The sequence below is a fragment of the Oceanobacillus sp. FSL W8-0428 genome, from assembly GCF_038004405.1.
Classification (GTDB): Bacteria; Bacillota; Bacilli; order Bacillales; family Amphibacillaceae; genus Oceanobacillus; species Oceanobacillus sojae.
Genome location: NZ_JBBORB010000001.1, coordinates 3,956,401 through 3,978,397 on the forward strand (window position 1 = coordinate 3,956,401; position 21,997 = coordinate 3,978,397).

At 37.3% G+C, this 21,997-nt stretch carries 21 protein-coding genes; 5 read left to right on the forward strand and 16 right to left on the reverse strand.

Features of this window, described 5'->3' with window-relative positions:
• Nucleotides 1-30: 30 nt before the first annotated feature.
• The 7 genes from MKY30_RS18940 to MKY30_RS18970 form a co-directional block, all read right to left on the reverse strand.
• Nucleotides 31-618, reverse strand: coding sequence for a TetR/AcrR family transcriptional regulator (locus MKY30_RS18940; protein ID WP_147212085.1), 588 nt, complete (start codon nt 616-618; stop codon nt 31-33).
• Between the two features lie 244 nt (nt 619-862).
• Complete coding sequence (locus MKY30_RS18945; protein WP_445667724.1) at nt 863-1,804, reverse strand: phosphotransferase enzyme family protein; 942 nt, start codon at nt 1,802-1,804, stop codon at nt 863-865.
• A gap of 37 nt (nt 1,805-1,841) precedes the next feature.
• Entirely contained in the window at nt 1,842-2,321 is a 480-nt protein-coding gene (locus MKY30_RS18950) for a hotdog domain-containing protein (protein ID WP_156985296.1), read from the reverse strand.
• A gap of 261 nt (nt 2,322-2,582) precedes the next feature.
• A complete protein-coding gene (locus tag MKY30_RS18955; protein ID WP_341085091.1) occupies nt 2,583-4,130 on the reverse strand; it encodes a multicopper oxidase family protein in 1,548 nt (515 codons plus the stop codon).
• A gap of 192 nt (nt 4,131-4,322) precedes the next feature.
• Entirely contained in the window at nt 4,323-4,727 is a 405-nt protein-coding gene (locus MKY30_RS18960) for a hypothetical protein (protein ID WP_147212082.1), read from the reverse strand.
• Between the two features lies 1 nt (nt 4,728).
• Nucleotides 4,729-6,033, reverse strand: coding sequence for a Y-family DNA polymerase (locus tag MKY30_RS18965; RefSeq protein WP_339282224.1), 1,305 nt, complete (start codon nt 6,031-6,033; stop codon nt 4,729-4,731).
• A gap of 223 nt (nt 6,034-6,256) precedes the next feature.
• A complete protein-coding gene (locus MKY30_RS18970; RefSeq protein WP_341085092.1) occupies nt 6,257-7,225 on the reverse strand; it encodes a quinone oxidoreductase family protein in 969 nt (322 codons plus the stop codon).
• Between the two features lie 118 nt (nt 7,226-7,343).
• Between MKY30_RS18970 and MKY30_RS18975 the strand changes: the two genes are divergently transcribed.
• Nucleotides 7,344-7,943, forward strand: coding sequence for a TetR/AcrR family transcriptional regulator C-terminal domain-containing protein (locus MKY30_RS18975; protein ID WP_341085093.1), 600 nt, complete (start codon nt 7,344-7,346; stop codon nt 7,941-7,943).
• Between the two features lie 169 nt (nt 7,944-8,112).
• On the opposite strand, the gene MKY30_RS18980 is transcribed toward MKY30_RS18975, so the two are convergent.
• Nucleotides 8,113-8,829 (reverse strand): dihydropteridine reductase, encoded by a 717-nt coding sequence (locus MKY30_RS18980; RefSeq protein WP_341085095.1) that lies wholly within the window; start codon nt 8,827-8,829, stop codon nt 8,113-8,115.
• 368 nt (nt 8,830-9,197) lie between these two features.
• Nucleotides 9,198-9,944 (reverse strand): metallophosphoesterase family protein, encoded by a 747-nt coding sequence (locus MKY30_RS18985; protein WP_147212078.1) that lies wholly within the window; start codon nt 9,942-9,944, stop codon nt 9,198-9,200.
• A 434-nt stretch (nt 9,945-10,378) separates the two neighbouring features.
• Here MKY30_RS18985 and MKY30_RS18990 point away from each other — a divergent pair, with 434 nt between their 5' ends.
• The 3 genes from MKY30_RS18990 (at nt 10,379) to MKY30_RS19000 (ending at nt 14,275) form a co-directional block, all read left to right on the forward strand.
• A complete protein-coding gene (locus MKY30_RS18990) occupies nt 10,379-12,382 on the forward strand; it encodes a S9 family peptidase (protein WP_147212077.1) in 2,004 nt (667 codons plus the stop codon).
• Nucleotides 12,383-12,626: 244 nt separating this feature from the next.
• Entirely contained in the window at nt 12,627-13,403 is a 777-nt protein-coding gene (locus MKY30_RS18995; protein ID WP_156985291.1) for a hypothetical protein, read from the forward strand.
• Nucleotides 13,400-14,275: a DUF3307 domain-containing protein gene (locus MKY30_RS19000; RefSeq protein ID WP_156985290.1), complete on the forward strand. Its 876-nt coding sequence runs from the start codon at nt 13,400-13,402 to the stop codon at nt 14,273-14,275. The genes MKY30_RS18995 and MKY30_RS19000 overlap by 4 nt, the downstream gene beginning before the upstream one ends.
• A 126-nt stretch (nt 14,276-14,401) precedes the next feature.
• Here the strand turns inward: MKY30_RS19000 and MKY30_RS19005 are convergent, their stop codons facing one another.
• The 4 genes from MKY30_RS19005 to MKY30_RS19020 form a co-directional block, all read right to left on the reverse strand.
• Nucleotides 14,402-15,268, reverse strand: a complete 867-nt coding sequence (locus MKY30_RS19005; RefSeq protein WP_341085098.1) for a GNAT family N-acetyltransferase — start codon at nt 15,266-15,268, stop codon at nt 14,402-14,404.
• Nucleotides 15,269-15,424: 156 nt separating this feature from the next.
• The gene (locus MKY30_RS19010; RefSeq protein ID WP_156985288.1) at nt 15,425-15,862 is read right to left on the reverse strand and encodes a carboxymuconolactone decarboxylase family protein; all 438 of its coding nucleotides are present in this window, start codon (nt 15,860-15,862) and stop codon (nt 15,425-15,427) included.
• 49 nt (nt 15,863-15,911) lie between these two features.
• A complete protein-coding gene (locus MKY30_RS19015) occupies nt 15,912-16,595 on the reverse strand; it encodes an aspartate/glutamate racemase family protein (RefSeq protein ID WP_341085100.1) in 684 nt (227 codons plus the stop codon).
• Nucleotides 16,592-17,107: a peptide deformylase gene (locus MKY30_RS19020; protein WP_341085101.1), complete on the reverse strand. Its 516-nt coding sequence runs from the start codon at nt 17,105-17,107 to the stop codon at nt 16,592-16,594. The genes MKY30_RS19015 and MKY30_RS19020 overlap by 4 nt, the downstream gene beginning before the upstream one ends.
• 101 nt (nt 17,108-17,208) lie before the next feature.
• Here MKY30_RS19020 and MKY30_RS19025 point away from each other — a divergent pair, with 101 nt between their 5' ends.
• Entirely contained in the window at nt 17,209-18,084 is an 876-nt protein-coding gene (locus tag MKY30_RS19025; protein ID WP_341085102.1) for a LysR family transcriptional regulator, read from the forward strand.
• Nucleotides 18,085-18,217: 133 nt separating this feature from the next.
• Here the strand turns inward: MKY30_RS19025 and MKY30_RS19030 are convergent, their stop codons facing one another.
• The 3 genes from MKY30_RS19030 to licT all read right to left on the reverse strand — a co-directional run bounded on the left by MKY30_RS19030 (nt 18,218) and on the right by licT (nt 21,856).
• Nucleotides 18,218-19,039 (reverse strand): PHP domain-containing protein, encoded by an 822-nt coding sequence (locus MKY30_RS19030; protein WP_147212069.1) that lies wholly within the window; start codon nt 19,037-19,039, stop codon nt 18,218-18,220.
• Nucleotides 19,040-19,054: 15 nt separating this feature from the next.
• The gene (locus tag MKY30_RS19035; protein ID WP_341085103.1) at nt 19,055-20,908 is read right to left on the reverse strand and encodes a PTS beta-glucoside transporter subunit IIBCA; all 1,854 of its coding nucleotides are present in this window, start codon (nt 20,906-20,908) and stop codon (nt 19,055-19,057) included.
• 111 nt (nt 20,909-21,019) lie between these two features.
• Complete coding sequence (licT, locus tag MKY30_RS19040) at nt 21,020-21,856, reverse strand: BglG family transcription antiterminator LicT (protein ID WP_077602913.1); 837 nt, start codon at nt 21,854-21,856, stop codon at nt 21,020-21,022.
• Nucleotides 21,857-21,997 lie beyond the last annotated feature (141 nt).

Consider the following 21,997-nt stretch of genomic DNA (forward strand, 5'->3'; position numbering starts at 1 on the left):
AGTGGAGTCCGCCAATTTTAAACACCTCCTTTACGGTTGAAGTCCATAACAAAATGTTTGTACACTATTTTTAATAAACTCCTCCTTTGCTACAGTGATAAATTTTTCTTTCCATAATGCAGTAGAAATAAAATAGCTGAACAAGGTCGCTAAAAATATAGATGCCTGCGTATAAGAATCTGTTTGCTTCATCTTCCCTTCCTCCTGCATGGTATTAAAATATGCCGTGATATATCCTTTTAACTGCTCTGTGTTGTCAGACACCAGATCGACTAATTCAGGCATTGATGCTCTTTCTTGAACAGCAATTAAACAAATAGATTCATAACGCTTCATAAGGTCAAGGTATAAATTGGCTATCTGCAGCAAATCTTTTTCCAAATTCCAAACAATGTCTTTATCAAGTATCTGCTTAAACCCGGGAACAACCGTATTTCTTTCAATCGCTGCCTCCAGAACTCCTTTTTTTGTTTCAAAGTGGCGAAAAATCGTCATTTCGCTCACATTAGCTGCATCTGCAATTTCCTTAATGGTCACTGGCTGGAATCCTTTTTCCTTCATTAATTGAAGTGCAGATTGTAATATCCTGTCTGATGTACTTAATTTATTCTTCGACATAACGCCACCTCCACTTTCAGAAATGTATGTTATTGATAACTAACATTTTATTGATTATTACTTTATCTTTTCATACAAATAAAGTCAATGCTTTAATTTGAAGTTAGTTATAAACCAGTTGTTTTCGGTAATGCTTTAATCAGCAGGAACCTGAAGTGCCTCTTCCCTTCTGCTTTTTCATTACCGTTCAACTAACTGGCTCTATTAACCAATCTCCCGCTTCCATAGTAGCGTTTCATAAATATCAGCTTTCAAAAAAAGAAGACTCTAGTTCTATCCTTATTCTAAAATGATTCATTATTCTTATCTGTTCTTCAGTCAGCTTTTCTTTATCCCAGTACATATGCATTATATTGTATTCAAACAATTCTTTTAATTTAATAAATAAGGGCAGTTTATCTAACGTTTCCAAAGGCAGATCATTTTCCTCCTGATATCCCTCAATGATTGCTTTTGTAATCCCCCGTCCGTATTCCGCTATGTTGCCTCCGCCTGCAAATGAATACTCCACTGCACTGTATATAGGAACTGCTAGATCGTAAATATAATAATGCTTTTCACAATCTTGAAAATCAACCATTGTTACATTCGAATTTTCATCCACCAATATGTTTTCCAGCCATAAATCACCATGTAACAATCCATAATTCGAATTATTTTGAGGAATTTGTTTTATAGTTGATAAAACCTCTTCTGCAACATCTCTGATAGTGGATTCTTCTTCAGGAATATATTTTAGAAAGTTGTATTCCTCATTATCATACCAATCATTAATATGTTTAATTGGATACAGTTCTTCAAACTTTCGGGACAAACGATGCAATTTACCAATTTGTCTGCCTAATTCTTTTAGTATATCTACATTCCATTGATTTCTTGGTAAATGTACACCAGGCGCTGCTTTATAAAGCACTGTTAAGAGTTCACGGTTATTATAAATCAGTTTTTCTACTGTATTCCCATTGAAAGAAGATATTGTTGGTGATACTCCCAATCCTTTCTTATACAGGAAATCTGTATAATTAACTTCCTCCAGCTGTTCATCAAAGCTTTTATAGTTTGTAATTCTTGCAAAGTAATTGCCTTCTTCTGAAATGCATCGAAATATCTCATCTGTTACCGCTTCTGTCTTAATGAAATGAATTGGATATAGTTTATTAAGTTCTGTAAGTATCTCCTGACTCAAAATTATCCTTCTCCTCTTATAACAATCTTCCAATATATTATTTTAAAAATGTACTGGGCATAACAACAAGTTCTACCACTCCACGGGCACAAAGAACATCATTAGCAGACACCTCTGTATGCACCTTCCATCTTTTAGGATGGATTTCTTCAACTGTCCCAATTGCTTTTAAGGGAACATCCTGTGGAGTCGGCTTAAGGAATTCAATATTTAGGGAAGCGGTAACAAACCTGGGCGGTACAGTCCCATCGCCGATTTCATTTCCATTCTTGCGGTGTAATGCAAGTGCAGCAGATCCAGAACCATGACAATCCATTAAGGAAGCTATCAGTCCACCATAAATAAAACCCGGGATTCCCATATACTTTGATTCAGGTGTAAAGATAGTAACTGTTTTATCTCCCTGCCATCCGGTTCGAAGGTGATGGCCGTCTTTATTCAATCGGCCGCATCCATAACACCAGGCGAAATCATCAGGGTAAATATCCTGTATCGCTTTTTCAATTTTTTCTTCCATTATTCATCCTCCTCGCATAATCAGCTTAAGTAAATCTATTGCATTATAAGTAAGCGCTTTATTCCATTGTACTATAACTACTATATAAGTTCTTCCTGATACACAATAATTTCTCGATAAATGGAAACTTCAATCAACAAAAATCCCTCCCTCTCATTTGGATATGCTTCCTATGAAAACAGTACGCCAGTATTCACTTTATTTAATACCTCAAAAAAAGAGCTGAATCAATTCCAGCTCTTATTCTGTATAAATTCAGCATTACTTTTCGTCATATTCATCTTCATCTACAACCATATAAGGCCGCATCATATCATAGTCTTCATGCTCTAAAATATGACAGTGCCACACAAACTCTCCGCTATATGGTGCAAATTTAGCAATTACTCTGGTAATGTTAGCTGCTGGCGCCTCAATAGTATCTTTCCAGCCGCGATTATTTGCTGCCGGCGATTGAGGCGGTCCTGTAAATATAATTTTTCCATCTATATTATATTGGTCCAGATCGAATGGTTGATGCTCCAACACTTGGAATTGAACCAGATGAATATGAATTGGATGAGAAAAATTTGTTGTATTTGTAAAACCCCATATCTCTGTTGATCCAAGCCGCGGATTTTCTGTAACTGGGTCATGCCAGTGTTTATTGCTTAGAAGTAATAAGGGACGATCAAATTCGTCAGAAGAACCGACTAATTTTAAATAGCGAATGCCCGAAACGTCATTCTGTTTTAATGAAGGAATAACAGATAAAGCGGAAGGCAAATAACTGCTATCCTTATTTTTTAATGGCTTCGTAACTCGAAATTGCATAATCTCCCCAGTTTCGTCATCTGGATTAGCATTTGCTCCTAAATCATTTTTTAATATGATGGATTGACCGGCTGCTTTCGAAAAATCAATAATGACATCAATTCGTTCTGCCGGCTGAAAATTGATTTCCTCCATTTCGACTGTACTTCTAAGCAGTCCGCCATCAGAACCGATTTGTTGGAATAATGTATTGGAATCAAGCCGTAATCGATAAGACCGTGTATTTGAAGCATTCAAAATCCGGAAGCGGTATTTTCTCGGTTCAACCTCCAAGTAAGGCCATATCTTTCCGTTAACTAATATTTTATCTCCATTGAAGGCAGGCAAAATAGAAGGGTTTGGCAGATTAGCAGCTGCATCATCAGGCTGTGATGGATAAAATAATGAACCATCGTCGTTAAAGCTCCGGTCTGTAATCATAAGCGGAATCTCATAGTCCCCCATCGGCAGGTTTAAAGCTTCCTCCTGTTTATCACGCAAAATGTACATTCCTGCAAGTCCTGCATATACATTTAATCGTGTAATTCCCATCGCATGATCATGATACCAAAGCAGACTTCCGCGCTGATGATTTGGATACGTGAATGTTTTTCTCGAAAAAGCAGGCCCGGTTTCCCGAAAGTTATTTGTATACCACGCTTCCGGATGCCCATCGCTTTCTGGTTTTGTCTCAATACCATGCAGATGCACCACAGTGCGTACAGCAGGCAGCTGATCAAGTCCATGAATTGATACATCAACAGGAAGCAGATGTTTACTTGGCAATTGATTCAGCCATGTTACGTGAACGGGTTCATCCCGATTTGCTTCAATCATCGGTCCAGGAAATTGACCGTTATAACCCCATAAGGTTGTTGGTGGTAAATCCCGATGTACTTTCTTCCTGAATTGCTTCATCGTCATTTCATAATGAGCTCCATCCTTCGTTTTTTTATAAGGCTTTAGAAGCCGTATTTCTGGAAGTAGATCAACAAATTTTTCTAGTTTGCGACGCAATTGTATTCACCTCATTTCTTTCCTATGAATAGTAAATGTAACTATATACAAAAAAGGAAAGGCTGATGTACCTAATAAACTAAATTAATTAGGATGAATATAACAAAATGATTATCATCTTTCATTGTCAATATGGAGCTTCTGCAATGATTTCAAGCTAAACAAAAAATATTGGGATATTCTTTTTGTTTATTATCTTCTTTTTCGATACCAATCAAGCATGTTCATCATCTCCACATTTCTTATTTCCTCCAGTGTACAGCTGGTCGCCCGCCCATCTTTTAAAAATAAATAAATCCGATTATCAACATATCCGGATATCTTACATTCTAAATCTTTATAGTAGTTACCATTTCTGATAACATTTGCTTGAATACAAACAGGAGAATCCGTTACAAAGGCCTGATACAACACACCGGCTATTTCTTCTTCGTCCATCTTTTCTTTTGCTTTCACTTCTATCAGCTGATCATCTATTTCTTCTTTTTTCAGTGCTTCGGAATGGTCTGATAGCATCATTCCTAACCATTTCATAATACCTCTGTCTCTATATCCAATTTTTTCAGGTGTGAAGCGCGTTATCGATATTTGCTCCATATCACTCTTCCTTTCCAGATCGGTGACCGCCAAGCAATTTCGCACGGTATCTCGCCATTCCGCCGTCAAGTAAGCTGGAGGCATGCAGCAACGAAGTATAACCATACTTTTCTCTGACAAAATCAATCGTCCTGTCCAGCTCTTCATTTTCTACCGCTTCTTCTGGCGGCTCAAATAAATCCAGCTGCAATAATTGCTTTGGCTGAACTTTTCCAAAGGTGACGTTAACAGTCCTTACAGGTGTGTTTTTTTTATAATACTTATTAAAGATAAGCAGCATATACTCTTTCAATTTTTTTGAGGAATCGGTAGGCTCAATCTTCATCTGATGATTGAATCCACCTTGTGCTACATCTCTGGAATATCCAATATACAGCTTTACTACACCGGTCATTAGATTGTATTTTCTTAATCTTGCTGCATTCTCGTCTGTCATTTCCCGGATAACGGTTTCCACATCATGTTTAACTGTATAGTCTCTGTTTAATATCTGATTTCTGCTGAATGATGTGCTTTTAGGTTTATAACTATCCGATAACCGTGTCCGGTCGATCCCATGTGCATGGCAAAAAAGCTGTTCTCCAATGACTCCGAACCTTTCCTTTAATTTATCAATACTGTATTGAGACAAATCATAAATATTCCTGATACCTAACCGATTTAAATTTGCTTCTGTTTTCTGGGCGATTCCCCAGAAATCCGCCAACGGTTCAATTTTCCATACTTTAAGAGGCACATCCTCGTAACGCCATTCACCAACAAAGCCACGCTTTTCGTCGTGTTTCGCCTGATGATCAAGCGCTAATTTTGCTAAAAGAGGATTATCTCCTATCCCCACTGTCAGCACTAAGCCTAATTCTCTCCATACATCACGCTGGATTTTTTTTGCTATCTCATGCGCACTTCCAAAAAGCTTTCTTGATTTAGTCACATCAAGAAACGACTCATCGATTGAATAAACAAGCAAATCCTCTTTCGCTACATACCGTTTAAAAATACGTAATATTTCTAGGTTCTTCTCCAAATACAATGCCATACGAGGCTCAACTATTTCTATATTTGCGTGAAGCGGGATCTCGTAAATCCTTGTTCCGGTCTTAACCCCGTATTCTTTTTTTACCAGAGGAGACGAGGCTAAAACTAAACCGCCCTGATTATCCGGTTTCGATACAACCGCAATCCGCGCTTTTAAAGGATGCTGCTTGCGTGCAGCAGCTTCTGCGCTTGCAAAAAATGATTTGACATCGATGCACATAATATCCCGGCGCGGTTCATTAGAGTAATCCGCCATCATAATATTTTTCATCATACTCTCTCCTGACACGAATGTATGTTTGTATTTAAAGTATACGAACTTACATTCGTGTAGTCAAGATGAATACGATGAAATAGGCGTGTTAATATATGGAAAAGAAAAATTGGAGGAAGAGTGAATGCTTTTAATTTTTAAAGTAAATATGCCTGTTCGACATAATTAAATGAATACATACGTATCTTTGTTCCTTGTTTCTCCCTTGTTAATATAATCCTTAAGGATGAATTACAATCCTTTTCCCTTGAAAATCGGAACAGTTCCAGACATTTTCAATATCTTGAAGCAAAACATTTTCCATGTCCATATGAAGTTTACCTTCTTTTAGCCACTTCCATATCAGATTTGTTCCTTCCTCCATGAATGCAGGAGTTATACCTGCAGCGCCTCCGGAAATTTCAAGACCAGAGGTCCGTAGAGCACTTGCGGGAAGCTTGAGATCTGATCCTGCCTTTTCCCCTATTTGAATAAGGTGCGTTCGATGTCCATTTAAGCTTATTTCTTTTGGTACGATCGATTTTAGGAGTGTTTCTGTTGGAGGCCCCCATAAAAAATCCAAAATAATATCTATCCCTTCATCTACCTCCTTTTTAAAGGATGCAGATAAATTATCTTCAGACTGTTTAAGGTTCAACACTGTATCTGCACCCAATTCCTTGATCCGCTGCAAAGATTCTTCGTTCCGGCCGGTGCCGATGACGCGCCCTGCGCCAAGGAGTTTTGCGATTTGAACAGCAAGCTTACCTGCAATCCCGGTAGCGCCGTTTATAAGCACGGTCTCGCCAGGCTTCATCTTCGCTCCCCATTTAAGCGGAAAAAGTGAAGTCAATGCGGCAGGTGGAAGAGCAACTGCTTCTTCGGCGCTGACTCCATCAGGAACCAGGACAATGGATTCTTTAGAAACAACTGCTTTTTCTGCCATGGCGCCATATGGAGATTTTGCACCCGAAAATCCAACCAGTTTTCCATCGGAACGCTCGCCCACACCTCTAAGTCCGACGATAGCCGGTAATTCAGAAAGAAATTGACGGCTCGCAAAATGCTCCCCTCTCGCTATCATCTGATCAACATTTTCAAGAGCTACAGCTTTCACATGGATTAAAACTTCATTTTTACCTGGAGACGGATCTGCGAAATCTTCATAACGTGGCGTTTCTCCAAATTTGTGCAGTACGGCTGCTTTCATGATAAAACCTCCTGTATAAGTTTACTTAACATCGTTAAATTTAACGGTGTTAAGTAAACTTATACTCCTTTTATGATATACTGTCAAGAGCACATACAGCTAAAGAAAGGAGTACACTATGGCACTAAAAAAACAACAAATTATAACAGAAGCTTTAGAGCTGCTTAATAAAAGCGGACTTGAAGGAGTCACGCTAAGAAAGCTGGCAAGCAGATTAAATGTCCAAGCTCCTGCATTATACTGGCATTTTAAAAATAAACATGCTTTGGTGAATGAAATGGCTGAAGCTATTCTGCAGATGGAGTTTCATGATCTGAAAGAGCCGGAAAGTGAAGAGCCCTGGCAAGATTGGCTGCTTAATATATTTAATCATTTACGTAAAGCAATGCTCGCATATACTGATGGAGGACGTGTCGTTGCAGGAGCACACCTTTCGTTAACGATGGCTAATTTATCTGAGACTGCAATGAAATCCCTGGTGAATGCGGGAGTAGAGTTGCACCAATCACGTTTGATTGTTTTAACTGCAACCCGCTTTACTTTCGGCCATGTTATTGAAGAACAAACGAGGATCACTGAACAGGAGATGCAAGAGCTTCATATGGAATCATTTAATCAGGAATATCCTACACTGACAGCAGGCATTGAAGAATATTTTTCAGCAGGAAAGACAGTTAATGACCTTTTTAATGATGGTTTGCAAATGATTATTGGTTAGTTGATTTGATTTAGATGCTTACGTTATTTGGAAAAGAGAGTTTTTCTTTTCACACGTCTATCTTCTGTCTAATTACAGAAAAAAGCTGCATTCAGTATTATACTAAACGCAGCTTTTCTATCATTTATGGGTTATCATTTAATGTTGATTAAGAAGAGAATTGTCTTGCTTAAATAGAAACATCAGATGGTAAAAATTCAGCCCGCTGACCTTCATGCTTATCGAGCATAATCTGTTCCGGCTTGATGCTCTGCTCACGCAATACTTCAATGTTCTCCGCCAGGAATTCATCACTGCCGACAACATAAAAGAGCCCATCCTTGTCTTCAGCAAGATTTTTCACTTCTTCATAATAATCTTTACGATTATCTACGAACTGTGATGTGAATTTCTTGTCAGGTGCGGGTTCAAAAATATTAGTGAATAGGAAATCTCTTGATGAATCAATGTTCAGGGAATGAATTTGATTGACATTGTCCGCACGCTCAAAATAATCAAGCACAAGCGGTCTGAAGGTTGCCAGGCCAACCCCTGCTGACAACAGATACACATTTCTGTCTTCTCTTTTAAGCGGAACATTCGTATGCGTTTTAAATACAGCAACTTCCTGGCCAACTTCCATCTCTCTTAAAATCGTTTTAAATTCAGAGCACTGCTCTTTGATACGTGTTGTGATACCGATTAAATTTTCATGCGGTAAAGTGGAAATCGACATATGGCGAATCAGACTGCGGTTTGGTTTATCTCCAGCATTAAAACCCTCCAGTGCAAGATGAATATGGGAACCCTCTTCCCATGTATAGTCCTCCGGGCACTCAAGCATATATGTTTTAACCTCAGGGGTTTCATCAATAATCTCATTTATTTTAGTCCAGTATATTTTCATTATATATTCTCCTTCTCCATTATATTTATCGTTACTATCTACTATACAATAAATGATAATAATTCTCAATTAAATGAATTGATTATTTTAGTAAATTTATGCAATTTAAATTTACTAATGATGCGGAGAGTAATTTCAGGTTAGTAAATATCCTGGCATCCGGTCTTTTGGAAATGTTGACCATATCAATTAATGAAGAAGACAGTATACTATCAGATAAATCCTGCTGATATTAAGAAAATAGCTAATCCATGCGTCTGGGTTTGTGTCAATTTAGTTTTAGTTTTTTTAAAGAATTCTAAGCAGTTATAGGATTCATGCAGGATTGATTAAAAGAAAATAAGTATATTACATTTGTATAAATGTTATTAACTCTTTTCAAGTAATTCAGCCGCCTCCAAAGCTGTCGGGATTTCAATTACATTCTTTTCAGCAAATTCATAACCTTGTGGATCACCACTTGCTATAATTTCTTGAGCAGCCATTTCAACATCGTAGGATGTAAAGCGGAATTCAATTCCTTTTGGGCTAATTAAAATCCAATATGCTCCTGGTTTATCTGCAAACGGCATTCCTACACTGCCTGCATTAAAAATTTGTATGTCACGCAACTTTCTTTCAAATTGCATGTGAGTGTGCCCACAAATGACAATCTTTTGCTGAATGTCAGAAAAAATATTATCGAGCTTTTCCTGCGGGGTAAGCGATGTAAATATTTCTTCATCACTTCTTGGTGTAGCATGACAAAAAAGAATATCGCCCAATCCATCAATAGGAATGGTTACTGTCATTGGTAATTCGGACAGGAAATCCCTTTGAAATTGGGTTAACTGTTCAGCAACCCATTGTGTCCTCTTACGACCCTGTTCTGACATGGCAGAAGGAAGTTTTTTACCGTCAAAAGCCATTACCACCTCTCTATCTCCATTCCCACGTACAAAGTTCAGTTTTTCACCTAAAGGCAAAAGTCGTTCCAAGGTCTGCCCTGGCATTGGTCCAGAAACAATATCTCCTCCAATCACAATAGAATCCGGGTCGAGTTCTTCAATATCATTCAACACAGCATTTAACGCTGGTAAGTTACCATGGATATCATAAATTGCTGCAATAACCATTTTTTAATCCTCCATTCTAGTATATTTATCTCCATAATATATACGAAAAACTCAAGGGAAAGGATATGCGTTATCGAAAATTCTTAGAAAAAGGATTTTATTTTATCTATTTTTTAAATAACTTGAAGTTGTAAAATAATAGGATTATTATAAATATATTGAAACCCTTTTCAAAACGAGGTGATTAATGATACAAAAACTATTTTAGTACAACCGGATTTTTGATTTGCAAAAAACAAATTCCGATAAGCTATAGTTCAAAAATTATATCAGCTTAATAAAAGTCAGAATGGTCCCCAAAATATATCATCTTGAGAAGTTTTAAGCATGGTCACAGGAAATCTACCGAAAATCTTTTACAGCAAACTGAAACCGCAGAGAATTATCAAATCAAAAGTAAAACTATTAAACGATAATCTGAAAGGAGTATACTTATGCCCAATAACCATGCAAATTATTTAACAATAGAAGAAATAATAGCTTTACCAACATTCCAGGATGTTGCCATCAGCGAGGATGGACGGCGTGTAGCTTATGTAAAAAGCACAACGGACTGGGACAATAATACATACCCTCAGCATGTCTGGATTTATGACAAACATACCGATAAAAATTATCCCTTAACAATAGGTGAAAATGAAAGTACGCAGCCTTGCTGGTCACCGGATGGGCAAACCCTTGCTTTTCTCAGCACAGCTGGTGAAGGCGACAAAAAAACAAAGCAGATTTTTATCCAAACTGACGAGGAAACAGCAGCAATACAGATTTCTCATGCCGAACATAATATTGATTATTTTAAATGGGCTCCAGACGGTAAAGGCCTTTTCTTCACCGCAAAGCGCCCTGAACCGGATAAACTGAAAAGCCGCAGTGACATGTACGGAGAATTTTCCTATGTGGATCAAGATTTTCATTATAATGCATTGTACTTTCTGGATCTTGATAAAGGGAAACAACATGCCAAAGTGCTGGACATGCTGCCAAAGGACTTAAGGGAAGCGGCAGATGAAAACGGTGAAGATAACAAAGATAAGGCAATTACACCATTGACGGAATCGCTGGATAGGTATATTTATTATTTTGATATTTCACCAGACAGCCGGAAAATTGTCTTTAGCTCTGCCCCTACTCCCAGATTCACTGACCTGTTAAGCCAGGAAACTTATTTGTTGGACCTGGAAACCAATGAATTTGTAAAATTAGATATCAGCCCTTTACAAGCGGGACCTGTTCTATTTTCCTATGATGGGTCAAAAATTTGCTATAGCCGCCTTACACAGAAAAAAATATACGCAAACGTTATGCTGGAAATCTATGATTTAAAAGTCAAACAAGTCAAACAGCTTCCATTGAACATCGATGAAAATATTTCTCCTGTTCGCTGGACTAAAAATGGTATCCACATTACCTGGCTGGAACGGACCAATTACATGACCGGGCTTATCGCAGAAGATGGCACATTGACACCGCTTTTTGATTCATCTGACATAGTGGTGACTTACCCGGCTATTACGACGGATGGCAAGCATGCTGCATATGTTAAGGCAACTTCACAAGCAGCTGCTGAAGTATATCTTGATAATAAACAGCTGACCAAGCAATATAAGCTTTACGAAGGAAAAACGAAAAGTAAAAAAGAAATTATTTCCTGGAAAACAGAAGATGGATTGGAAATTGAAGGCATATTATCAAAACCGGCTGATTACGATGATTCGAAGACCTATCCGCTTGTACTTGCCGTTCATGGCGGCCCAACAGGCATATCATTAGCAACCCCGACCACAAATAGATATCAGCCAATCGAACAATTTATAGAGAAAGGGTTTGTTGTTCTGGAGCCTAACTACAGGGGCAGCGCCGGCTACGGAGAAGCCTTTCGCTCGGCAAATTTCCGGAAGCTGGGGCTGGGAGACTATCAAGATATTATTTCCGGAGTCGATTTTTTGGTTGACAGCAAGGTAGCAGATCCGGAAAAAGTCGGCATCCTGGGCTGGAGCCAGGGCGGCTATATATCTGCTTTTTGTGCAACATACAGCGACCGGTTTAAAGCCGTTTCGGTCGGAGCCGGTATTTCCAACTGGATGACCTACTATGTCAATACGGATATTACTCATTTTACACGCTACTATTTAGGAGATACGCCATGGAATGACGAAGAAATCTATCGAAAGACCTCGCCTATGACTTATATTAATAATGCTTCAACACCAACCTTGATTCAGCACGGTGAAAAGGATCCCCGGGTTCCTGTTCCAAATGCCTATGAACTATATCGCGGCTTGAAGGATGTCGGTGTAGAAACAGAGCTGGTCATCTTCAAAGACATGCTGCATGGTTCAGACAAGCCGGGCATCCACCGCGCTATTCTTAAACAAAATCTGGATTGGTTTGCGCATCATATTTTAGATGAAGAGCCGGATGGAGATCGGGTATATTAGTTTTTTCATTCAGTATAAAAAAAGCACTTTGAAATAGAATTAAATAAAAGCGGGTGATGATGCAAAATATAATGTATTATCACCCGCTTTTTTCAACTGTAAATAAAAAAATCTCTTTATTTCTACTATATTAGTCTAAATCATCTAATCTCAATAAAGTTTGACTATTTCATCTAATTTTTGTTATATTCGATTATATAATCAAACTTATTACTACATTCGATAAGGAAGGAGCTGTTTCTTCATGGCAAATGAAGTCTCTATCTTCATTATGGATATAAGTAATTCATCAAAAGAAAATATCGGAAATGAATTAAGCGAATACCTGGAGCAATTAAAAAACTACATTACCGAATGGACAGAGAATACAGCTGTCACAAAGGTCAGCCACCGCGCTGGTGATGAATTGGTGGTTGTAAGCAGCGGTTATGCTTCGGCTTATACACTTGCTTTCTATCTAAGCCGTATTTGGCGGTTTCCCGATCATAAGCCCTATTTCGGGTTATCATTTGGTGATATTCAAGAGGATATCAGCGAAATAAACATAGAAACCTGGATTCACCCCTTAATGAAACAAGCTAGAAATGCCAATAATCATTTAAAAAAACAGACGAACAGATTACTGTTTCACTTTGAATTACCTCCTTTATCAGATGGACAGAGCTTTACTGTTTTCAGTCAGCAGTTCGAAGCCTTAATAAATACCAGTTTAACTTTAAAGCAGGAGCAAATAAATGAACAAACCGAAATACAGTCTCTCGTCTGTTCTTTATATGCCATACTCGGTCAACAGAATAAAGTAAGTGAATATCTTGGAAGAACAACAGCTACGATATCCCATCATATGAAACAAGGAAAAACGCATCTTATTTTGAATGCTTTTTATAACATTGTAAAGGTGCTGGATTCATTAGGTGTACAAGATTGGCAGGCTCAGACGGATAAACTGCAGGAAAATATCAGACAAAATATAAGGACGCATCTAAATGATTATTTTCCTGAAGAAAGGAGTTTGTCATGACTATATTATTGCTGTTACTTGCGCATCTGATTGCTGATTTTTGGCTGCAAACGGATCAGATGGTGCAAAATAAAATAAAACATTTGAAAAAGCATATCCTTCACCATCTGATGACAACAGGCATTGTGCTCGCAATCATATGGGGATACCAATATGAATTTCAACATATAATCTACTATTTTATCCTGCCCTTTGCCTTTATTATCCTCACGCATCTTGTGATTGATTTGTTAAAAATAAAATTAGTAGATTCCATTCCGAAAAGCCCAACGGATAATATAAAAAGACTTGGATACTTTCTATCAGATCAAGCCTTGCATGTCATCATGATACTCATAGCCTGTATCCTTTTCTTCCATATGACAGCTGCAGCAATGACAGCAGAGCTTTTTGACTTGTTGCATGGGACAAGCAGTTTAAATCCATTCCATACTTTATTATTTATAATTATCATTTATATTTTAGCAACAAGTGTCTGCGGTCATATCGTAAAATTCATTATCGGTTCCCTGCCATCTGAATTTGCTAATTTTGAAGCCGAGCTGACATTAAAAAATCAAATCGCTGCCGGAAAGGAAAAAATCCGGGCAGAAGCAGATAATCGTTTCACAGAGGAATACCATTATTTCACCTACTCCACCCCGCTTCGTTCGCATGGAAAACTTATCGGTTATCTGGAAAGGCTGCTTGTGGTTATATTAACAGCGGTTGGTGCATATCCGTCAATTGCTTTTATTATTGCGGCCAAATCGATTGCACGGTTCAAACAGTTAGATGACCGGAACTGGGCAGAGTATTTCCTGCTAGGTACGTTGTCTTCTATTTTCTTAGGGTTGGTGCTTGGGTTTGTTGTACAGGGGATTCTTATGTAAAACCCAAAATCTTTGGAAATGAACAAAGCCCTTACGTTTAAGTTATACCTTGATTGAACATAGGGGCTTTTTATTATGATATATACCATATCATAATTGCAGGTATAAAGGGTGTCCAATCTGGCTCTATTTTAAACGATGAAATGATTTTGTTTGAGCGAATTGTTCAAAACCGATGGACTTGTAAAGCTCACATGCATCTGGGGAGGTACAAACAACAACCGCTGTTTTTGCCCCCTTTTCACTCAACGCATTGAGGGCAAGCTTGCTGACTGAACTCGCCAACCCCATTCTCCTAAATTCCGGATTCGTTCCAACAGGTTCCAGTAACCCCACCTTGTTAACTTCATCATACCAAATTAAACAAGATGCGACGAACTCACCATTTGGAGATTCTATTACCCAATCAAGCGAAGGATCATAAGGATAGGTATTCATAACGTTCAAGTAACTTTCTTCTATGACTCTGGTTTTATCAAATGCAGCCCTATGCACTGCTACACGATTTGTTAAATCCTCAGAACCCTTGATATGGCGACCCTTAAATTTATCTGGTAATTGAACAGGAAAGGAACAACTATCCAATGAAATTTTTGTAAGGACTTCTGGATTTTCTGCTAATGGGGTGAATAAAGAACCTTCTAAGGCAGAAATAAGATGCGATTCCGTTTCCAGGACAATCACTTTTTGCTCATTGGTTTTAGTTATTTTATTAAACCAGTCAATAACATCCCTGGCCACTTCAGGAAAATCAGGATGAACTTGACATATTAACTCACCAGGTTTTTGAATCCATCCCCAAGCAACGGGATTCCCATCCAATTCCCAAATTGCAGTATCCCAATCATCCTCGCGCCCAGCATGTCGGTAGCGTTGCCAAGCCAGATCGCCTATATGGTAATTAGGTTCCAGTGGCCATATAGCTTGTGTGAGTTTCTGCATCCGTTTTAAATCATTTGAATCCTTGTAAGTTCGAATGACAGGTTTACTCATTTATCTAACCTCCTCGAGAATTATTTTTCTACCCTAGCATTTATTATGAAATCTATATCAGCATTTATAAATTGAAATAATAACTAGGAAACAAAGTTACCATGCAAAGAAATATTAACAATTTACTACTCACCAAATTATCCAACGCTATCTTAATCACTCTGCCATCGCCCCTGTTGCAATAGAAAGCCGGTTCCAGCTATTAATTTGATTAATCAACACAATTAAGTCCAGATATTCCTTCTCCGTATAATGTATTCGAACACGATCAAATAAATCATCCGATACATCATTTTTTGAAATAAGCGTAATTTGTTCCGCTAACTCTAAAGCAACCTTTTCTTTTTCAGAATAAAAAGTACAATCCCTCCAGGCACTGACACAATATAATCGCTGTTCTGTTTCCCCTATCTTCCGGGCTTCTATTGTATGCATATTCAAACAAAATGCACAGCCATTTATTTGTGATACCCGGATTTTAATTAGCTCCTGGAGTTTACGGTCAATGTTATTTTTTCTCGTGTACTTTTCAATCTCCCTCATCATCCCCACTGCCTCAGGTGCAAGCTCAAAAAAGTTCATCCGCTGTGTCATATATAGTCCCTCCAAGTTATTTTTTATTTCCTGCAATCAACAATTTTCTTCACTCTACACTATAATCTAGTATTTTTTGAACATGTAAAGAAACTGTATCCAAAAGCGGTAGATCACAATCATCACTCGACAAAAGTAATGGTAATTCTGTACAACCAAGTATAACAGCATCCACATCATAATTATTAATTATTTCAATAAAACGGCTTTTCGTCTGGTTGGAAAAATGCTGTATAACCAACTCATCAAAAATAAAGGAATTGATTTCGTTTTGATGCTGTTCATTCGGCGTAATGACTTCCAGCCCATATTGTTTAAATATGTCCTGATAAAAGGTAGATTGCATGGTGTATTTAATGCCCGTTAAAAGCAATTTGGCATATTTTTTCTCCATTGCTTTTAAAGCTGTTGATTCAACAATGCTGATCATAGGCACATTAACAAGTTGTTCTATTTCTTTAAATACAGAGTGAGGAGAATTGGCAGCCATTATCACTACCTCAGCCCCGGCTCGTTCCAACCCATTTATTTTCCGGAAGATATAATCTATGTACTCTTCTTTTCGATGCTCGTTCTCTAAGTCTGTGAAATACTGAAAATCCAGACTATGAATCAGAATTTCGGGATAATAATAATCCTGATACTTTTCATAATATAAATCTGTCAGCCTCTTATAGTAATGAATTGTTGATGCAGCACTTATACCGCCGATTATCCCAATCTTCTTTTTCATCGGCCCTCCTCCTTATCTATATTGCTTCTTTGGGAACTCAGAGCAAAGGATTGATTATCAACAGCTCTTGAAGTTGCCAGGATACCGTCTAAGTGGTCATATTCATGCTGAAGCAGCTCTGATAAATCATCCGTCAGCTCCATACTCTGTTTCTTCCAATCGATATCCCGATAATGAATCGTACACGCCTTATATTTTTGTACTTTGACAAGCAGGTCCGGAAAGCTCATGCAATCATCCCACACCTCCATTTTTTCATGATTGGTAATCACTAATTCCGGATTGATAAATACAAACGGTTTGTCAATATACATGTAAATCATTCTTTTAAAAACTCCGATTTGAGGTGCCGCAATGGCACGCCCTGCATCATATTTTGATTTAAAATCCAACAATGTATCGTGAAGACCCTGGACAGCAGGCAACAATTCATCCATTTCCTCTTCTGCCACCAAAGAGCTGATTTCATGTAATTTCGGAGTTCCCAATAATAGAATTTCTTTCACTGCCATGCTTCTCCCTCCTTTGTTTATATTATAAAAGCAAGATAGTATAATAGACAAAACGAATAATTAAATAGTTACTATTGACTTTTTCGATAGGAGGAAGAAAAATGCATTATGAGCAAATAAGGACCTTCTTAACAGTCGTTGAATTAAAAAACTTCACCAAAACAGCAGAAGTCCTTCATGTGACGCAATCCACAGTGACAGCACGTATTCAGCAGACAGAAGCATTCTATGGACAAAAGTTATTAGTGAGACATAAAGGTAATATCGAACTGACTGCCATTGGTTATAAACTGCTGCCTCTGCTGCAGCGTCAAATGGATTTATGGGAACAGACGAAAAAGATTGCTGAAGAGGAGTTAGAGGAAAGCTTTCAAATCACAATTTCTGCTGCTTATTCACTTTGGAGAAAAATGAATACGAAAATCATCAAAGAATTACATCAAGTGCATCAGCCGGCACACATCCATTTGCGAACAGATCATTCCTCTTTTGTCATTCAGCATGTTTTAGATGGATCAACAGACTTTGGTATTGTTTATAATAAGCCGATGCGCAAGGAAATCTCTTCCATACTGATTCAACAAGATACCTTTCATTTGCATAAGCATAAGGATTTGAACATAAGTAAGCCCGCAGGATTCCAAGAATTAGCTAATCAGACTTGGATTTATCTGAACTGGGGGCGTTCGTTTCAATCATGGATGGAAAATGAGAACGAGCAAAGAGCCAAACCTAGGATGGAAGTGGGACATAGTGATTTAGCCATTCAATTTATTATTGATTTAAAAGGGATTGGATTTTTGTCTGATACGGAAGTGAATCAATCTGATTATGCAGATTGTCTGGAGCAAATAGAATTCAAAAGTAAAGTTTCTATTCCTTCTCAATCCATATTCCTCCTATTTAAAGAAAGCAGAAGGAATGAGTCAGCTATGAAGGCAACCATTGATATATTTCAACATCATAAACAAGCTTGAGATTTGTTTTGGTCAAAAGCTTAAATAAAACAACTCAAATGTCTATGTGAAGATACATCCCGAACGTTTAAAAAAGGACAGCACGCACCCAATTAAATCAGAGTACATGCTGCCTTTTTTTCACTTAAATCTTCTATTTACCAGCATTACGCTTCAATTCTATGAACTGCTCTTCCGTCAAGCCATTATTACCAAACTGAAGCAATTCTGGATCGTGAAAATCACTTCCACCGCTTCGATACAAATTGAATTTGGAAGCAAATTCTTCTGTCAATTTATAATCAATTGCTTTCATTTTTGAATGATTAATTTCTATTCCCTGCAACCCAAAATTCACATACTTTTCAATTTCGTCATAATTATCGTATACACAAGGATGAGCCAGCACTGCAATACCACCATCTTTTTGAATAGCTTCAATGCCTTTTTTAACATCTATATATTCCATTTTCATATCTGTTTCAATAGAGGTTTTGGAAGCAAATAACTGTTTATATTTTTCAGGATTCATATCATCCGAATATTTTTCCTTTAAAGCCTGGTAAAGATGCATTTTAAAAACAATATTATATTTAGAATACTTTTTGGCATCTGCATAGGTGATATAGTAATTTTTCTGCTTCAACTCTTCGATGAGTTCTTTATGATAATTATCGCGTGCCTGTAAGGTTTTTGTACACAATTTTTCAATATGATCTGTTTTTTCAATCCATAAGCCGAGCACATGTACTTTTTTATATACATCAAAATCATAGCAGCTCATTTCCACACCGCGAATCGCCTCTATGCCTAATTCCTCAGAATATTGCTTAACCTCTGCCCAATGATCGACTGTATCATGGTCAGTGATAGCAAGTGCTTTTATATTTTTTTCTTTCGCTCTATCTAAAACATCCTTTATTTCACATACTCCATCACTATGGTTGGTATGAACATGTAAATCTGCATAAATCATTTAACTCTTCCCCTTTCAAATTATTGCTAATAAATCATCTGCTGCTTTGACATTCTTTTTATTTACAGGAACAACATCTAAATAATCATCGCTATTTGTAATAATGACAATCGTTGTTGTTTCATATCCAGCCTTCACTATTTGGTCTATATCGAATTCTATAAGTAAGTCCCCTTTTTTAATAACCTGTCCTTTTTCAACAGATGAATGGAAATACTTTCCTTCCAATGAAACGGTGTCGATTCCTATATGAACCAGTATCTCTACGCCATCATCCGTGGTTAAGCCAACGGCATGGCCGCTGCTGAATGCTGCACTTACTACACCATCACAAGGGGCATATAATTTCCCGTTTTCCGGTTTAATTGCAATGCCTTTTCCCATAATGCCACTGGAAAAAGTCTCATCATTAACATTTTCCAATGGAATCAATTCACCATCTAAAGGACTTTTTAATTTGGTATGTTTTTTAGCAGCTTCATCATTTTTAACCATATTTGATTCTTGGGACTTTTCTTCAACCGGATCATTAAATCCGATAACAAATGTTGCTATAAAGGTTACAACTGCTGATATAATCAGTGTAAAAATAGCCAGCAGAATATTGTTTTCCTCTTCTGAAATCCACATAGGTAAACTTAAAAGACCTGGAGTAACATAAATAAAAGCTTTGAGTTTCATGATACCTGCAAACAACCCTGCTGCTGCACCACCGATCATACATGCATACATAGGCTTTTTCAATTTTAGGTTAACCCCATATAAAGCAGGCTCTGTAATTCCACCTAAGAAAGCCGCCATACTTGAAGAAAACGCCAAAGATTTCAATTGAGTATTTTTACTTTTAATGGATACGGCAAGGGAAGCAGAAGCCTGAGCCATATTGGAACAAAGGGCAACAACACGAATAATTGGGTCGAATCCTCTGGTCGCTACAAGATCAATACTAATTGGACTTAATGCCTTATGAATACCGATAGACACTAACCAAGGATATACCATTGCCAATAATGGAATAGCAATAATGCCGCCATGATTATAAACAAACATGCTTCCTTGGGCAATTAAAGAAGAAATGAAATCGCCGACCGGACCGACAATAATTAGTGCTAAAGGTACGCTGATTAAAGCTACCAGCAACGGTTCTGCGAATACTTTAATCATCTCAGGCACTATTTTTTTAACAAATCGTTCTACATAAGACATAATCCATACAGCAAGCAGGGCCGGAACCAATGTTGCTGAATATTTAACTAAGGAAACACCAATACCTAAAAATGTAACAGGATCTCCTTCTGACACTAAAGCCATCCAATCAGGATGCACCATCACCAGACCAAGAAACGCACCTAAGTACTGGTTGGCCCCAAAAATTTTAGCCGCAGAAAAACCGATAAATGCGGGCATGAAGTAGAACCCTGTATCAAACATTAAGTTTAAGACAATATACGTATCCGATTCTGTTGTTAACCAGCCAAGCATCGTTAGTACAAGCAATAATACTTTTCCCATACCGCAGCCGGCAAGTAACGGAATTATCGGCGCTATCGATCCAGTAATTGTGCCGATAACTTTATCAAAAACGGACCTATCATCATTTTTCTTGCCATTGTCGCCCGAACCGATACCGATTACTTTTGCTAAATCATTATAGACACGATCCACATTATTTCCAATGACTAATTGGTATTGTCCTCCTTTTTTAACCAGGGACAATACTTCTTTTATGGATTTAATTTCTTCATCATCCGCTTTGGAATCGTCCTTCAAAGTAAACCGTAAACGGGTAGCACAATGAACGACATTATTTATATTGTTCTTTCCCCCTACTGCCTTTATAATTTGATTTACTAATTTTTCATTTTTCATGCTTTCTCCTCCATTTTTAAATGTATTAATGAAGGTTTAGCCAACTTAATGTCACCATCCTCTGCCAGAGCTATCGTTCATCAATCACCGCCTTAAAGGTTATTATTGAAGCTATTGCTTTATTATTTTTGCTATATGAATGGTTAGATACAATAGTTCGTCATTATCCAGAATATAATCATATTTTTGTTCCACATATTCTTTTATCTTCAAGGAACATAGATAAGGCTGCACATATTTTTCTTTAATAATTTCTAATAAATCATTATCCAGCGGATTTTCTTTTTTATTATTTTGTAAAAAAATACGGTGACCAAAAAACTTTAAATGTGTAACAAAACGATGATATGCAAGCGATTCCACGTCAAATTCGATGGAAAAATAATATTTAACGATATGGGTAATCTGTTGAATAAAGTTTGTTATTTGATAGGAATTATGCACCTCTCCATCTAATTCAGCACTGACAATATGGACAGCAATAAAACCCGCTTCATCCTCCAGCATCGAAATGCCCGTTTCGTTTTTTATCAGCATCACAGCCTCTTGTCCAATTTCAAACTCCTTTTGATAAAAATGTTTGATCTCCCATTGTAATTTATTTTTCAAGGGGATCCCTTCATGATATCTTTGAATACTCGTATAAATATGATCCGTTAAAGATATATAAATACTGTCATTTAAAGGAGTTTCAAGCTTTTCCTTCGCGATATTAATAATCTGTTCGGATAAATCAATGTATTTTACCGGAATCTCATCTATCATCTCAATTATTCGGCTGTGAATTGTCTGAGAGTCAGCGGAAAACGTTTTATAAACTTTATCCTGATCGATGGAATCACCATTCTTTTTGTTATAAGCAATCCCTTTTCCCATTACAATAATCTCTTTATTATTACTATCTCTTGTAATAACAGCACTATTGTTAAGGATTTTTCTTATTTTCATTTCATTGGCCTCCTTACCTGCACTATATTGTATTAATTTACATTTTTGTATCTTTATTGATGTCAGAATATAAAAAAACCTATTTACAAATAAAGATATTTGTAAATAGGTTTTGTGTAGCTCAGAAGCATGCTATAACAA